Here is a 16,315-nt window from a genome sequence, read left to right as displayed (position 1 = left end):
TTGATCTTCGATTATTAACCAGCTGAACGCGCTGCGTTACAGCGAATCTCGCTGACTTGTGGCCGCAGAACAGACGTTTCGTGCTATGAAGGCTGTTTCCCACGAGCCCGAACCTTCCACAACAAAAGAGTAACTTCGTTAGTCCTTATTGTTCCACACCTTCATCAGGTCGCGACTGCCCTGCCGCACGATACCGTTGTCTTCCAGAATATCTTCTGTTGCGTCCAGCACTTCCTGGCGATCCAGCACAATGACATCCGCAATCAAGTCGTGGAATTGAATCTCAACAAACTCACCTTCCGCATCGCGGAGTAGTTCGACCATTTGAGCAAACCCGGTCACCTTCTGATCGTTAATAGACTTCACGGTAAAGAAGTAAGGAAGTGCGCGGTATCCGCGAGCGGTCGCGTGAGTCAGCAGCTTGGTAACGACAACCAGCTCCTCTTTCGAATCCTCATCTTTGAATTCGCCCATGCGTTTCAGCAGTGGGCTCTCGCTGGCCTGCATCATCGATTTGGAAAACGACATGGCTCGTCGCTGACTGGCGCTGCCGGAACTAATTGCCGATTCGATCGCGCCGTTATAGTCGGCGGTGGCTTCGGAAAACAGGACGGGGCCGTAGATGAAGTACCGTGGCGATCGGCCCACGGTGTAATCGATCAGCTTCTTCCGAGTTTCCACCGGCACCTGAAGCTGCTGTTCGGCGCCGTCCCGAAGTACGGTCATCGGCACGACGCCGTCTTCTTCGATTTCGATGGCCAATCGCGTGAACGACAAACTGATGTCGTTCTTAAATCGGCAACGACCGCGGTTATCGATGTCGTAGTCGGCCAGCTTTGTGATTACGTCACCATCCTGCAACGGCGAATCCGGTTGCTCCCGCACGCCATGACACAGAACTCCGGTTGTGTCGGCGGGAATGCCCAGCTTGCGGCGCAGAGTTTTGTTTTCCAGATACTGAAACTTCACATGGAAGTCTGCTTTGCCATCGTAGGTGCCGTCTTCCACATCCTTCAGGAAACCCTGAATCTCTTCTGTTGGAATCACGTAGCCAATATCATTCGCGCTGCTGCGAACGCTGAACGCCAGGCCGGCGATCCTGCCGTCAACCATCGCGGGGCCACCGCTGTTGCCGGCATTGATGGCCGCATCGATCTGGATTCGCATGCCCTTGGTCCCGTAGCGATAGCTAGTGTGTTCGATGCGAGACACAATGCCTTCAGTCACCGATTGCGAATCTCCACCGGTGGGATAGCCGTAGACTCGCACGGTCGACTGCACCTTCGGCGATTCGTCTGCCAACTCCAACGGCTTCACGTCGGCCAAAACACCGGTCGGTTCGAACTCCAGCAAGGCGAGGTCGATGCCGGGGGCGAGGATCTTTACGTCGGCAGGAATGCGTTCGGAAGAATTGAAGGGCTGCAGAGTCACCTCAGTGGTATTCAGCACCACATGAGCGTTCGTCAACAGCTGCCCGGGACCGATAATTACCCCCGACCCGCTGACCGGTCGCGGCGACTGCTTGCGCCACGGAGAACTCAGGCTGATAGTACGGTTCTTCGAATGAACCTTAACAACGGCCGTCAGATTGGCTTCTTCGTCGGCGTTCGTGCTCGCAGTGCACAGCAACAACGCAAGAAGGCAGCTCACGGGCAGACGGCGACAGGCAGCAGCCATAGATATTTCTTCCTGTGACAGGAATTGCTGGAATCGGTGTCTGGGCATCGTAGCCAAACCGGATTCAACAGAACACCGAATGTGCGACACCAAAGCGAGCGGAATAACCTATGCCAGCCTCGTAGCTAGCTCCCATGCCCCCAGCCGGTCGGTCTCCGGGGGCATTCCGTTGGACTCATTATCTTCGCCGGTTCGTTGCTGCGCAACGCTGAGCCATCGTGCTGTTCCCACAGAACAAGACCCGTTGCCTGTTCCGCCAGTTGTTCAATGCGAAACAGCATTTTGACGCTGCTGACATCTGACGGGCAACACGCAATATCGGATGCAGATTGATTGTCCGCGCAGCAGGCGGCTGCGGAGAGAGGTGACCTCAAACCATTGCGCTGCGACTACAGAATTAAGGCGTCAAATAACGGACGGCCGGGCGCACCATCATTGGTCGCAGGGATGAGGCGACGCACACAGAGCACTACAAATCATGCTCTTTATTGACACGCCGCAGCAAAGCGGCATGGATGTCCAAGTAAAGGAAACCTCAGAGTACCGAGAGCTGCAATAGGCGCAACCTGCACCAGCCCGTAATAAGGCGAGACTTACCAAATGTCCGAGTTAAACAGCCGACCTTCTGGGCCGCCATCGTGCAGAGTACGAACTACCTCGTCGTCGTCGAATGAGAACTTTTGACCGTCGCTGTCTATAGGAAGATCCGAGTCGATCACTGTCAGGATCTGCTGTATTCCCTGATCCGCAAGGTCGCGTAAGACTTTGATCATGTTTAGCTTAATACGGTCATCCATTCCTTCTAACAAGCCGTCGTGGTAGACGAATCTCAGAAAGTCTTCACGGAGCAGAACTTTCGCGATGGCTAGGTCATATGCCGCGCAAAGTGCCTGCTTGTAGCTCTTGCCATCGTCTTCGCTGGTGGGATGGCTGTGCGTATCCAGAAACTCCGCTTCAAAGTCGAGATGCCCTTCAGCATTCACGCGAGTCGTAATCAGAGCCTTGTGGCCAAGAAACTGGTTGCAAAGGTCAGCCAAGGCCGCACGGACCCTGATGTAACGCCCGTTCTCCTTTGCTCCCTGCTGATCGACGTTGTTCTGCAGTGCTTCGTTCTGGTCTTCAAGCTCACGTTTGAGCTTTTTTAGCTCCGTTTCTTTCTGGCGAATTCCAAGCAATGCCTCACGCTGGCGTTCGAGGCTACTGAGATCGTTCTTCATCGCGACAAGTCGTTCGTTCAGATCACGATACTTCGATACGGAATCAGCATCGCTGAGAGAATGCAGCTCCGATTGCCGCCGTTTATTTAGCTCGTCAATACGAACCGTTGTGCTGGCAAGACGTTCACTGGTGAGTTCGAGTTCGGCCTTCAAATACTCGATCCGTTCCTCCGCGATTTCTCGATTGAATCGAACAAGGTCGTCAAACTCTCGCTTCACCTGATACGGGAAAACGACGCCAGCCTCTTCGAACAACTTTCGGGCTGCATTCGGTCGAAACTGAATATTCTCCGCCTGAAGTGAATCCACAATTCGCTTGCGTGTGCGGGAAAGGGAATATCGCGTGGTATTCAGCTCGGCAAGTTCAGCGTCCAGTTGCTCGACGACCTCCGTGTTAATGGCAGAGTCGTTGATTTCGAAGTCGAATTTGTCCGCTGCTGCCTGCAGTGCGCTAACGTCTTCCTCTTTGATCTTAATCAGCCCACGAACTTCATCCAGATCGATATCTGCGGCACCTAACTCCAGTCGTAGCGTGGCGATCTTCTGTTTGAGGGCTTCGATTGCATCTTCAATGTCGTACCCCTGCACGACCAACTGTGCGTCGAATCCAAGGATGTGTGCAACATAAGGCTTCCAATAGCGATGTTTTCCGGCAGCGTTCTTTGCAAGTTGAAAGACGTCTGTGAAATCACTCTGCGTACGCAGGGAATATCCAACCGGAACACGAAAGTCCCAAGGCTTTACAGCCGACAGCCCCAACAGTCCGTCGAGAATCTGCTTTCCCGAATCAAAGCCGACGTACTCGTGGTCCCAGTCTGCGGAGTCTGAATCAACCAAGTTCCTGCGTGGCGTTGGGTGAGTCGCAAACGAAAGTTTAGACGCTTCCGCAACGCTTCGACGAATCGTCAGGTATTGCCCGGACAGAGTTTCGAGTTCCAGGAAGAACACGAAGTCCTTGAACATCTCTTCGTGCTTAAACAGGAAGAACTTCGGATCTTTCTTCCGACACAGACAAAAGTCGATGACTCGGGCGAGCGTTGTCTTGCCGAGGTTATGGACGCTCTTGTCACGGTTCTCCGGGTCGCGGATATCACCAAGAACGACGTTCAATCCGGGATTGAAATCGATTCGCCGGAAGCCGTTCGGCAAATTTGAGTAAATGGTGCTTAGCCGCATCGGTCAATTGCCAACATACTCAAAGGTGTCGTTTTTCTTTCTGTATTCGATCAAGCCTAGAAGAAACAGCAGATTAACGGCAGGTAGAAACAGACTGGCAGCATCTGGCTCGTGTGACACCAACACCTTCCGCAGGTCATCGAATTTTTCGGATCTCCGTGCCTTTACCCGCCGCAGGATCACTGTCGCCGCAGACATCAGCGTTTTGTCGGGATGCGCATGTTTATTGGGACGGATCATCCAATGTCTTTCGCGATGTCACAGCGACAATACATGTAGAATACGACAGTTCGAGTCAGGCGGCGATTCTTTCGAAGATCAATATCACGAGCAAACAGTCGGCAAATCAAATCCTCCAGTAATTTCTCATACACTACGCCTGAATTGCCCCATGCCACCAGTTTTGCCTCAAGCTCCTCAGCGGTGTCTTCGTACAGGCTTACGTACGGTTGGTTGTCAGGATGGCCAAGAAACTTGTCGATTGATCCAAAATCAACCATTTTGGGGCGAATCTGGCTATTGAAGTATTCGGCCCGCAATCCAGTGGCTTCGTTCTTTTCCGCCGGGGTTATTCGTTTTTCCGGCGGCGGCGTGTCGCCTTCCATCAACTCATCCAACTGAACCTTGTATTCGGCAAGCTTCATGATGACTTCCGCCAAGTCTTCCGGGTCAATGTCGGCTGGAGCACGTGCGGGATTCAAGTCTGCTCGATCAACGGCCTTCGGAAAGCGTTTTGTCAGCCGGTCCAATTCGCTGCTGTCGTATAGGCGAATCCGACTATGCACCAGCCCGGTAGCAGCCTCAATTGCCTTCCTGACAGTCTCATCCGTGACACCCGTCAGCCTTCGGTTGGCAAACAGAATGTAGTAGTCAAGTTCTCCGGCAGCTACCAGTTTCTTGATGCGTGGAAACTCACCGAATAAGATGGAGTCGGCCCCCAAAAAATCTGCTTCGGAGAATTTCTTATTCAATAATTCCGTGTGCTTTGCCTGAATGATGATCGTGCCACTCCACGGATGAGACGTACTTGGAATTCGCTGGGCCTTTCCCGAAAACCGGGCATCACGTCCGCCGTCCTTCCCCGTCACAAATCCCTGAACTCCGTCGCCGAGCAGTTCGACGCAGAATTCGATCACGAGTTCTTCAAACTGTGTGTCGCTGAGGTTGTGGTAAGAAATGTTCACGTTGTGACAGAGCTTGGGTTGGTGTCAGCAGCTATTGGTTCAATTGTACTTCCCGCAGCCAAAATCTCCATAAGCTCGTGAGAAGTCTCGTGCCAGCGTGGCAAACCGTTTGCCACTGCGCCAATCCCGATCTATGACGGGACTCCGATTAGTCAGAACGGATGCGGATTCGCACTTTGTCCGGACTGACTCAAGCCCAAGGTGCCTAGCTGCAGAAATACGGTGGCATAATGGGATGGCCAGCATGGAGCCGCCAAACGGGCTCGCAATGTGTCTGGGAAACACAAGAGCGAGACTCACAGCATGTGGCCCAGCAAAGTCCGCGTGCTGGAGCGTACCGTTAAGGAAAATCCTTGACTTATAATTGAAGCGCCGCGCTGGCCGCACGTGAAAAACATCACACGCGGACCAATATCTTCGAGTCGGTTCCGAAGTGTCAGATCCGTGTGGTCGTAGGTATAACGGGCCCAAAACCAATGAAAATAACCTCGCAAAGGTGGCCGCGTGCCGACCATTCACGAAGCCACAGTAAAAATTTGACGCCAACAAGACCGCACACTACATGCTGCTGCGGGCAAAGTGCCAACGGCGAAACCGGACCGTCGCGTCACGACGTGAGTGCCACAATTCCCGCTGCGTAGTTGAGCGTGCGTGGCGCGAGACGAAAATAACCGATGAGATCGGTACCGGTTGACACCGTGATTTCTACGGTTGCAAGGCATTCAATCCCAGTCGGCGGGTCTCATTTTTTAGTCCCGAGCGGAACAGCCTTGTTCTGTTTCGCAGGTTGGTGATACTCCGCGTACACCATGAAAGTGGCAATTTCGGGAGGGCAGCAGCCTGCCCTGCTCTTGTGCCAATTGGCGCTTGGAATCAGAGGATAAGTGCGTGACAATTCAGAGAAACCCAACTCGTCGAGTGAAAATCGGCAGCGTTGCCATTGGCGACGGCTGCCCCATTGCCGTACAGAGCATGACGGCCACTCGCACGACCGACATCGATGCGACGGTCGCTCAAATCAACGACCTGGTCAATGCCGGGGCGGACATTGTGCGAGTCGCCATTGACAGCCAGAAAGACGCCGAAGCGTTGATAGAAGTCCGCAGCCAGGTGAGCGGCAATTTTTCCGTCGACCTGCAGGAAAATTATCGGCTGGCGGAAGTGATCGCTCCGTATGTCGACAAGCTGCGTTACAACCCGGGGCACCTGTATCATCACGAACGCGAAAAGCCGTGGGAGGACAAGGTGCGATACATCGCCGATGTGGCCAAAGACAACGACTGTGCGATTCGAGTGGGCGTGAACTGCGGTTCGGTCGACCCGGACAAGAAGGCGAAGTACGCGGCCGATGATTCGATCTCGCCAATGCTGGAAAGCGCGTGGGATCACTGTCGACTGCTCGACGACTACGGCTTCACTCGATACTGCGTTTCGTTAAAGGATTCTGACCCGCAAAAGGTAATCGAAGTCAACAAACGCTTCGCCGAAGAGCGACCAGACGTGCCGCTGCATTTGGGAGTCACCGAAGCGGGAATGCCGCCGGACGGCGTGATCAAGACTCGGATCGCCTTCGAACAGCTTATCAGTCGCGGGATCGGCGATACGATTCGAGTTTCCCTGACGGTGCCGAACAATCGCAAGCACGAAGAAATCGAAGCGGGTCGCAGCATTCTGGACGACATCGCGAATGGGCGAGTGCGCTCGGTCGTCGACTACGGCCTGAAGACACTGAACATCATCAGTTGTCCAAGTTGCTCACGAGTTGAAAACGAAGCGTTTGTGGATCTGGCCGAGCAGGTGAAGGAGATGACTCGCTATGCCGAGGACCATTCCATCACGATTGCTGTGATGGGTTGCCGAGTGAACGGGCCGGGCGAAACCGACGACGCGGACCTCGGTTTATGGTGTGGTCCCAATCACGTCAATCTTAAGAAGGGCCCGGAATCGATCGGTGCCTACACGTACGATGAGATCCTGCCCAAGCTGAAAGCAGAACTGGACGCATTGATTGAGCTGCAGGTTGGTCAGGATTAGTGCCGTCTGAACCGACAGCCGTTTCGGTGACGGCCGCTATTCTTTCGCGATGACGCCTCGTTGAGGATCGTTCGGTGCATAGGGCGGCCTATCGAAGGCGTCTCCTGCACCGACGACTCGAGGGTCGTTGCCTTCTGTCAGTTCGGCGAACAACTGTTTACGAAGCGCGGCCCGAGTTTCTTCGAACTGCGGATCTGTGGCGAGGTTTTGCACCTGATCCGGGTCGGCGTTGACGGCGTACAATTCTTCGGCCGGACGCAGGGCAAAGCCGAGCTTCCATGCCGTTGCGATCGACTGGCTGCCTTCGTACTCGGCGAAGAACGTTCGCGTTGGCCCGAAGTCCATGTCCATCCGGCGGGCGGATTTCTTCCCGCCCTTCACATTCTTGATTAAAGACGCCGACAGCGGCGGTTGAGCGACCGGCCAACGGTCTGGGGCAAAGTTGACGACGTACAGAAAATCGCGTGTGCGGATGGCTCGCATAGGATACGGCAAACCGCCGGGCCGAGCTTCGTTAACATGGTTCTCTCGCCCCACAATCGCGTAGCCTCGCAGTTCGCTTTCCTTAGCCGGATCATCGGCACGAATCACGGGCAGCAGACTCTGCCCATCCATATCATCGGTCGGTTCCAAACCGGTGGCGTCCAGAAACGTCGGGCCGAGATCGATCAGACTCACCGGCGCCGCAACGGACTTGTCGGCCGCCACATGCTTAGGCCAGCGGATGGCTAACGGCACCTGAGTTCCGAAGTCGTACAGGTTGCACTTGCCGCGTGGAAATCCCGGAACTCCGTGATCGCCGCTGACGACGACGATTGTATTGTCCAGCTCACCGCGTTCGGTCAGTTCCTGAAGCAACACCCCGACGGCCGCGTCGAACGCCATCGTTTCGCCCAGATAGTCGGCAAAGTCTTCTCGGACAATTTCGTTGTCGGGCAGAAACGTCGGCAGCCTGCCCTTCAAGTCATCCGGATTGATGCCCCAAAGCTTTTGGCCGGAACCCTGAATCCAGGACCGATGAGTATTCGTAGGATTGAACCAATAATAGAACGGCTGGTCGTCTTTGCGGTCATCCAGAAACGCGTTGAAGTTGTCATGCACTTCGTTCAGCAGCTTCGCCTTTTCTGCTTCCGGATCGGCAGCCTTCATCGCGTTTTGCGAAAACGAATTGAACCGACTGCCGGCTGATTTGTAGTTGCGCTTCTTCCCGCCCATGCGATCTTCGCTGATGTGCATTTTGTACGACCAGCCGATGTGATAGCCCGCATCCTGCAGAATCAGCGGAAAACCTTTCACCTCGTCCCACGGATCATCGAAACCCTTCATCCACGGATGATGCAGTTGCGAATGGCTGCCGTTACGAAAGAAATGGCGACACGCCACGATGGCGGCTCGCGAAGGCGTACACGATGGAGCACTCACCAAAGCATTGTGAAACAGCACACCTTCGCGCGCGACTCGATCGAAGTTCGGCGTCTGCAACGCATCGTTGGCCGACGGCCGGCTGGGGTCTGCATAGGCACTGGCATACTTGCCCAGGTCGTCGGCAAACGCAAAGACAATGTTAGGCCGATCTGCCGCGCAAACACTCGACGTGGTTAAAAGCCACATCACCGTAAAGAATGAAAAGTATCGCATGAGCGTAAACTTGTGTTTCAGGGGGAATAATCAACCAGCTTTCGAACGAATTCAGCGACTCACGGTAGCCGCTTTGTAGGCGAAGGTACATCGTTCGGATGTTGGGAGGAGCGTTTGGCGCAGAGGGAAGCATAAGCCTTGCCGCTGGCCAACTTTCATTGGCCGTGGATTCCAATCGCCACGATAGGCTGGCAGGTTCCGCCATACTCACATCCTGTTGTAGTGCGGCTTACCTCGTCCGGAATCCTACCAGGTTCCTGACGATTGTGGCTCGACTCTCCGAGTCGAGATGGTTCCAGAGGTTTAGCCGTCCGTCTGCAGACCTGGTCCGCGAGCATGACCGAGCCAATGCAGCACCCCGCGCCTCCTCGACTCGAAGCGTCGAGCCACAAACTCAGCACTACCTGGGTCGACATTCCGAGCGACAAGCAACTATTATCAACAAGCTTCAGCTCCGCTCTTTGGAACCCCGCAAATGCGTCCAACAAACCTTCTCACCCTCTTCGCAGTGTCGCTGGCAATCGCAACCGCCAGCGCCGACGAGCCCCGCACCATCGCCCTCGTCCCCGGCCTGACAATCACACGACTGCCGGTGACGTTAAAGAACATCGACAGTCTGGCTTACGCCCCAGACGGCAAGCTGTACGCTGCCGGCTACGACGGCACCGTGCACGTGCTGACAGATACAGATGGTGACGGCCTGGAAGACGAGGCTCGCGTGTTTTGGTCGAAACCGGGAGACCTGCTGACTCCCGTCGGAATGCTGGCCAACGACGACGGCGTTTACGTCGCCGCACGCGGAAAGATCGCGCTGGTGAAAGACACGGATGGCGATGGCGTAGCAGACGAAAGTGAAACCGTGGCGTCCGGCTGGATCAAAGAAAAGTACAACGGAGATACTCGCAACGATGCCGCGGGAGTTGCAATCGATGCGGACGGCAATCTGTACTTTAGCCTGGGTTGCATGTCGTATAACAAAGCGTGGCTGCTGGACGATGATGGGAAGTCTCAATATGACCCAGGCAGCGAACGTGGCACGATTCTGAAAGTGTCACCGGATCGCAAGAAGCGTGAAATTGTGGCGACGGGATTGCGGTTTGTGATCGGCCTGGACTTCAACCGGCACGGCGATTTATTTGCGACCGATCAGGAGGGCGATACCTGGTTTCCTGGCGGTAACCCTCGTGACGAACTGCTGCACATTATTCCCGGACGTCACTATGGATTTCCGTTTCGGCATCCGCAGTACCTGCCCGACAGCGTGGACGAACCGGAGGTCGTCGGCTTTTCGCCTCAGCACCAATCGACCTGTGGTTTTCGGTTTAACGAACAACGCACACACCGCAAACCATTTGGACCGGACCATTGGGACGCCAACGCAATCGTGACCGGGTTTTCGCGAGGCAAGCTGTGGCGAGTTCCGTTGGCGAAGACTCGAGCTGGTTATGTGGGGCGGCAGGTGCAGTTCGCCGCCTTCGAATCTCTGCTGACGGACGTCGCTATTTCTCCAGCCGGTGATCTGCTGCTGACGGGCCACAGCGGCAAGCCTGACTGGGGCGCGGGCCCGGGAGCTGACGGGCATCTCTACAAAATTCGCTATGACAGGTCGGCACCTCAACCCGTGGCGGCGTGGACGGCCAGCCCGCTGGAAGTGAAGGTTGCCTTCGACCGGCCCGTGAACCCTGATCTGTTGCAGACGCCAAGCATTGAGATGGGCGAGTTCGTTTGGGAAGGCGACAACTACGAATGGATTTTTCCCGGCTACGAAGTTGTCAAAAACGAAAAGCGAGCCCTGCGTCGACCTCTTAGCGTGACAGACACTCGTGTTTCGGACGACGGCCGCACAATCACCTTCACGACAACCGGACAGTCGTGGCGCAGTCGCTACGGCATCACGCTTCCCGGTGTCGCCGCAGCCAAATCGAAGACGGCGGGCGACAGCGCCGTTGAAGTTTCGTTCGACATGCACGGTGTCGCAGCAGAATGGACTCCTGCCGATGGCAGCGCGGCAAGCTGGTCCGGCTGGTTGCCTCACGTGGATTCCAACATCATCGAAACCATGACGGCCGGCTCTGCCACCCACGAACAACTGCAACAGTATTGGAAGCAGCCAGGAAAGTTGAGAATGACTTCCCGTCTTCTGCTGCCAGGCCACAATGTCACGTTTCGATTTGAAGGCAGCGGCCCGTTTTCGATCCGTTGCGGCGACGTTCAGACGCATTCAGAAAAGATGGATGGGCGATACGTCGCACAATTTTCGATGACTTCCAAAGCTGATTCGAAGACTAACCCGCAAGCCGAAACCCCGCGCGGCGGGCGAGAAGAAGTGCGGCCGGGGGATGAAGTCGATCTGGAAATCACGTTGCAAACCGGGCAACCTTCCGACGCGGCACTGTTTGATGTTTCGTACCACGCAGACTTCGATCCTTACGAACGACCGTTGCGGCTGGAGCACCTGTTCGTCCCGTGGGCTCCCGTGTTGCAACCTCCATCGAGTGAAGAAACCGACGACACTTCCAGCAGCGAAATTGTCGGCGACCCGCAACTTGGTCGTAAGCTTTTCTTCAGCGAGGAAGCCAAATGTTCGGTCTGTCATACTCACGGAGACAAAGGCGGCAAGGTTGCAGCCGACCTCACGGTTTCCGTCCAGCGATCAACGGAAGCGGTGCTGCGTGACATCGTGGAACCGAGCGCCGCGATTAACCCGGATTACGTCAGCTACGTGATTCAAACGGCCGCCGGGAAAACGCTTACAGGCCTGGTGAAATCCGCCGACGAACATCAGATTACACTCATCGACGCGGCGGCAAAAACGCATGTGGTGCAAAGGGACGATGTGGAAGACATTCGAGCGAGCTCGGTGTCACTAATGCCGACGGGGTTTGACAAACTCGGAAAAGACAAGCTGCAGAATCTTGTCGCCTTTCTGTGCTCGGAAGATGTCGAAGCCAAACGCAAGGGGTTGCCCACAGGAGTCATCCAGCGAGACTACTGGCTGAAAGTCCCCAGCGGTCCGCTATCTGCGCTGACGAAATTGGAATCGTTTCCAAAGCAGCCGACTGGCAGTGGGCTGTTGACGCGGTTTGAAACGCCGGTGAACTGGAAGGACTACTTTGGGACTCGAACCCACGGCTACATCCATCCACCCACGACTGGCGACTACACGTTTTGGATGGCGGCCGACGATCATGCCGAATTGTGGCTCAGCGACTCCGAAGATCCCGGCGAAAAACAACGCATCGTGCGAATGAACCGCTGGACGCCATCGCGAGAATGGGACAAGTACCGCGAACAGAAATCGAAACCTATTCACCTGAAAGCCGGACGCCGCTACTACATCGAAGCGCTGCACATCGAAGCCACCGTCGACGACTGCCTCGCCGTCGGCTGGCAACTACCCGACGGAACCATAGAACGCCCTATCCCAGGACGACGGTTGTCAACTGTCGCAGACAATGCCCGCTCAGAAAAATAGAACCGTCTGCTTCGCCGGTTCGACACATGCGGAGCGTTGGTTCTATTCCCGCAGGTAAACCTCCCGCTGGCCGCTCGAAAAAGATGTGCGACCGTGCGCAGAGACAATCAACGGAGCCAATCGTTGCGTGCTGGTCCAGACTTCTTTTCACGAATTCCAAACTGCGGCTTGACACAACTACACCACGTAGTCACCATAACTACATGGTGTAGTTGTGTGAATGATTTGGATTCGAGCGAACAGGAGTACCTCAACGTGGCTGACAGCGACGCATCCCCGCTCACCAATGCTCAGCGCGAGATTATGGAAATCGTGTGGGCACAGGGTGAGGTGACCGTCACCGAGGTTCGTGACACATTGAAAAAACGGAAGCGGGATCTTGCACGCAATACGGTGATGACCGTCATGGTGCGGCTGGAAGAACGCGGCTGGCTGCAGCATCGCGAGCAGGGCCGCACATTCGTCTACTCAGCCGCTCGACCGAAAACGGTATCGCTGGGAGCGAAGGTCAGCCAGATGGTGGACCGACTGTTTGCCGGTTCGCCGGAAGACCTGGTCAACGCATTGATCGAGTACCGTGGTCTCTCCAATGACGAAACGGAACGCATTCGCGAGATGATCGAGCAGGCTGAATCAGCACAGAAACCCGCGAAAAAACAAAGGAGAAAATCATGAGTGGTTCCCTATGGATGTTCGGAGACCAGGTTCTGGGCTGGGCTCTGAACGTCACGCTTCAAGTGGGTTTGGTTGCCGCTTTCGCGATCTTGCTGGCCGCAACACTGAAACGTTCCCCCGTCGTTCGGTATTGGGTGCTGTATTTGGCGTTGCTGCTTGTCATTCTGTGTCCGGCGTTTACGGCCGCCATACAGTCGTCAGGAATAAGCATAATTTCGGTGGACATGGTTGGCAGAACTTCGCCATCGGGAGACGTCGTTGCAAACGCATTGGCGGCGGCGGACTCTGAACCGGACTTCGGCTCGAAGCAGTCATCCCTTGAGTTGGCTGTATCAATTGCAGACGCTTCGATAGTGATGCCGGAATTCGAAGTCGCCGAAGACAAGCCTCAAAACATTCCGGTTTCGGAAAGTGAGATCGACGAATCAACGATCCCGGAACCGATGGCGGCAGTCGCGGCTTCGTCGGAATCGGCTTCCACTTCCACAACATCGCTGGAGCGGACGTTGCGGGCGATTGGGTTGCCGATTCTTGCGATCTGGACCTTGGTTGCGGCTCTACTGCTAGTGCGGCTGTTCCTTCAGTGGCATAGACTGTCGCTGCTGTTGAAATCGGCGACGCCAAACACGGACGCCACCTTCGCGGGAGCCTTCCGAGCCGCATGGGCGGCTTTGGGAATGGATCACAACCGCCGTATGCCGCAGCTCGTTTTCTCACCGGCCGTCAGTGGCCCGATTGCTGCTGGAGTCTGTTCGCCAAGGATTGTGCTGCCGGAATCGTTTGCGCGGCAGGTCAACTCTGACCAACTGCGAGACATCCTGATTCACGAAGTCGCACACGTCGTTCGCGGTGATCAGGTCGGCGTGTTGCTCCAGAATTTCGTCGGTGCCGTGTTTTGGATCCATCCTTTGGTGCGACTGTTGAACCGGCAACTGGCTCAGGCCCGCGAAGAGGTCTGCGACAACTACGTCCTGACAGCAACGGATGCACCGTCGTACAGCCGGACACTGTTGACGCTGGCCCAGCTTTTGGATTTGCCGCGATCACTTCCCGGAACAGTTGGCCTTTTCACTTCTCGGTGGAAGCTGGAACAACGAGTCGCCGGGCTACTGGACCAGCAACGCAGCCGTGTGACCCGTATCAGTAAGACGGCGCTCAGTTTGATCACGGCTGCGGCAATCGTTTTGGGTGTAACCGCGTCGCTCGGGACGATTTCGATTGCTGCCAGCTTTCCGGATGACGATGCGGTAGCCGACGCTGAACAGCCGCAAACATCAAAAACTGCTGACGAACGAAAATCGTCTGCAACGGGAACAGACAAAGACGAGCACTCGCTGACGGTCAGCGGTAGTGTCACCGATGAATCTGGCATGCCGGTCGCCGGAGCCGTTGTGGCCGCTATCGGTCTGAAGTTCCTACACGGAAAGTCGCCAACAACGGATGTCCCGGCCGAAGAGCTGACCGACGCAGCCGGTAAGTTTCACCTGTCCATTCGTGGAGCCACGTCGAAGACTCATCGTTTTTCAAGCGTCGTTGCCGTCGCTGATCAGAAAGCAATGGCTTTCGAACCTCTTAATCTCGATCAGGGCAAAGTCACCCTAAATCTGCAGATGCAGCCTGAAGAACTGATTCGAGTCAAGCTGATTGATATCGAAGGTCAACCGGCCGCGAACCTGCCGATCGAGTTAACCGCAATCATGTCATCGCTTCATGGCGGCACCGGGCTTCGAGATGTCGTTCTGAAAAACCGCAAGGGATTCGGAAAACTACGGACAGACGAAAACGGCTTGCTGACCGTCGAAGGCATTGCGGCCAAACATGGAGTAATATTGAAGGTCGTGGGCAACGACAAGTTTGCTCCGCAGGAGCTGGCCCTGAACACCGGAGTGCCCGAAGAACGTGGCGAACGCGATGCGACGTATCGTTCGCTGGTGAAAAACATGAAACCAGGGGAAGTCGGAACACTGGCTCTGTCGCCGGCGCGGTTCTTTGAAGGCACCATTCTGCTGGGAGACTCCGGCAAACCGGCCGTGAGTACGAAAGTGTCTGTCGCATCGAGTCAGCAGACATCTGGTGGTTCGATGGCGAGCGTTCAGGGAACGACGGACGAACACGGGCGCTTCCGCATCAACGCTAAGCCCGGAGTCCGTTTTCGAATCACGGCTTATCCGCCTGAGGGTTCGGCATTTCAGATTCGTACACTGGACGACCTGAAGTGGGATTCCGGCGAGTCGTCGAAGAACATCGAAATCAAGCTGGCCGAGGGCCAGGTCGCTCACGGCGCGGTTGTGAATGCTGTCACCAAGAAGCCGCTGTCGGGCGCGTTCGTGCAGTACATTCCGGATGAACTGCACAACAAGAACAGCACGTCGGGGGTGGTCACCGGTTGGCAGGGGATCGTGCAAACCACGGCAGACGGGACATTCCGAATCAGCGTCTTTCCCGGACCAGGAACGCTGCTGGTACATGCTCCGAATGGCAGCAGCTATGTCCTTCGCGAAATGGGGTCCAGTGAGCTGAACGGACGGAAGGGCGGCTACCGGCACTATGCGCACGCATTTCACAGCATCGATCCGGTCGCTGGTCAAACCTTCGGAGCCGTCACCATTCCTTTGATGCCCGGAAAGGCAGTTGTGCCAAGGATCGTCGACGATTCCGGAATTCCGGTTGACGAGCCAATCGTTGTATCTCGTCTGAAGGTTGCCCCAACATCTCCATACTGGCGGGCGTTCGGAAGGTCACTGGGCCGCGACCTCGAAATTCCGGGACTTGAAGATGGTAAGCAATACGCAGCGTACTTTCTCGATCCGAAACGTCGGCTGGGTGCGACGGCGCAGTTGAGTACTGACAATCTGAATCCCACCGTCACACTGATTCCGTGCGGTTCTGCGAAAGCAACGTTGGTTGATCAAAACGGACAACCGATCGCCGACAACGGCGGCTATGGACTCCAGTTTGTGGCTCGGTCAGGACCGTCTCGATTTGACGTGCCTGCCATGCGCCGAGGCGAACTCGTGGCCGACGAAGATTTCGCCGCCAACGTCGATCGACTGAATCACGGTGACCTGAAAACGGACAAGAACGGAGAAATCGTGTACCCGGCTTTGATCCCGGGCGCCACCTATCGATTCAACAGCCGGATTGACGGGAAGTGGCAGATCGTGAAGCAGTTCAAACCCGAATCCGGCAAGACGTACGACATGGGCCGGATCGAGATTCCGGTCGATGAGGAGTGACTG

The 16,315-nt window shown here is 55.6% G+C and carries 9 protein-coding genes; 4 read left to right on the top strand and 5 right to left on the bottom strand.

Annotated features, from left to right (window positions below; genetic code table 11):
• Positions 1-138: 138 nt before the first annotated feature.
• The 4 genes from Fuma_RS25110 to Fuma_RS25095 form a co-directional block, all read right to left on the bottom strand.
• Positions 139-1,677 (bottom strand): S1C family serine protease, encoded by a 1,539-nt coding sequence (locus tag Fuma_RS25110; RefSeq protein WP_077026541.1) that lies wholly within the window; start codon positions 1,675-1,677, stop codon positions 139-141.
• A gap of 593 nt (positions 1,678-2,270) precedes the next feature.
• Complete coding sequence (locus Fuma_RS25105) at positions 2,271-4,070, bottom strand: DUF2326 domain-containing protein (RefSeq protein ID WP_077026540.1); 1,800 nt, start codon at positions 4,068-4,070, stop codon at positions 2,271-2,273.
• A 3-nt stretch (positions 4,071-4,073) separates the two neighbouring features.
• The gene (locus Fuma_RS25100) at positions 4,074-4,310 is read right to left on the bottom strand and encodes an ABC-three component system middle component 8 (protein ID WP_077026539.1); all 237 of its coding nucleotides are present in this window, start codon (positions 4,308-4,310) and stop codon (positions 4,074-4,076) included.
• Positions 4,307-5,254: an ABC-three component system protein gene (locus Fuma_RS25095; RefSeq protein ID WP_077026538.1), complete on the bottom strand. Its 948-nt coding sequence runs from the start codon at positions 5,252-5,254 to the stop codon at positions 4,307-4,309. Before Fuma_RS25095 ends, Fuma_RS25100 begins: the two co-directional genes overlap by 4 nt.
• Positions 5,255-6,142: 888 nt before the next feature.
• Between Fuma_RS25095 and ispG the strand changes: the two genes are divergently transcribed.
• Positions 6,143-7,288, top strand: coding sequence for a (E)-4-hydroxy-3-methylbut-2-enyl-diphosphate synthase (gene ispG, locus Fuma_RS25090; protein WP_077026537.1), 1,146 nt, complete (start codon positions 6,143-6,145; stop codon positions 7,286-7,288).
• Between the two features lie 36 nt (positions 7,289-7,324).
• Here ispG and Fuma_RS25085 read toward each other — a convergent pair whose 3' ends face one another.
• On the bottom strand, positions 7,325-8,926 hold the full coding sequence (locus Fuma_RS25085) for a sulfatase family protein (RefSeq protein WP_077026536.1): 1,602 nt from the start codon (positions 8,924-8,926) through the stop codon (positions 7,325-7,327).
• A gap of 475 nt (positions 8,927-9,401) precedes the next feature.
• Here Fuma_RS25085 and Fuma_RS25080 point away from each other — a divergent pair, with 475 nt between their 5' ends.
• The 3 genes from Fuma_RS25080 to Fuma_RS25070 all read left to right on the top strand — a co-directional run bounded on the left by Fuma_RS25080 (position 9,402) and on the right by Fuma_RS25070 (position 16,312).
• The gene (locus tag Fuma_RS25080; RefSeq protein WP_083732309.1) at positions 9,402-12,401 is read left to right on the top strand and encodes a DUF7133 domain-containing protein; all 3,000 of its coding nucleotides are present in this window, start codon (positions 9,402-9,404) and stop codon (positions 12,399-12,401) included.
• Between the two features lie 255 nt (positions 12,402-12,656).
• Positions 12,657-13,076, top strand: a complete 420-nt coding sequence (locus tag Fuma_RS25075; RefSeq protein ID WP_077028540.1) for a BlaI/MecI/CopY family transcriptional regulator — start codon at positions 12,657-12,659, stop codon at positions 13,074-13,076.
• Complete coding sequence (locus Fuma_RS25070; protein WP_083732308.1) at positions 13,073-16,312, top strand: M56 family metallopeptidase; 3,240 nt, start codon at positions 13,073-13,075, stop codon at positions 16,310-16,312. The genes Fuma_RS25075 and Fuma_RS25070 overlap by 4 nt, the downstream gene beginning before the upstream one ends.
• Positions 16,313-16,315: the final 3 nt, after the last annotated feature.

Source organism: Fuerstiella marisgermanici (assembly GCF_001983935.1).
GTDB classification, from domain to species: Bacteria; Planctomycetota; Planctomycetia; order Planctomycetales; family Planctomycetaceae; genus Fuerstiella; species Fuerstiella marisgermanici.
The sequence above is the reverse complement of the archived record's forward strand: the minus strand, read 5'-3'. Positions and strand labels throughout refer to the sequence as shown.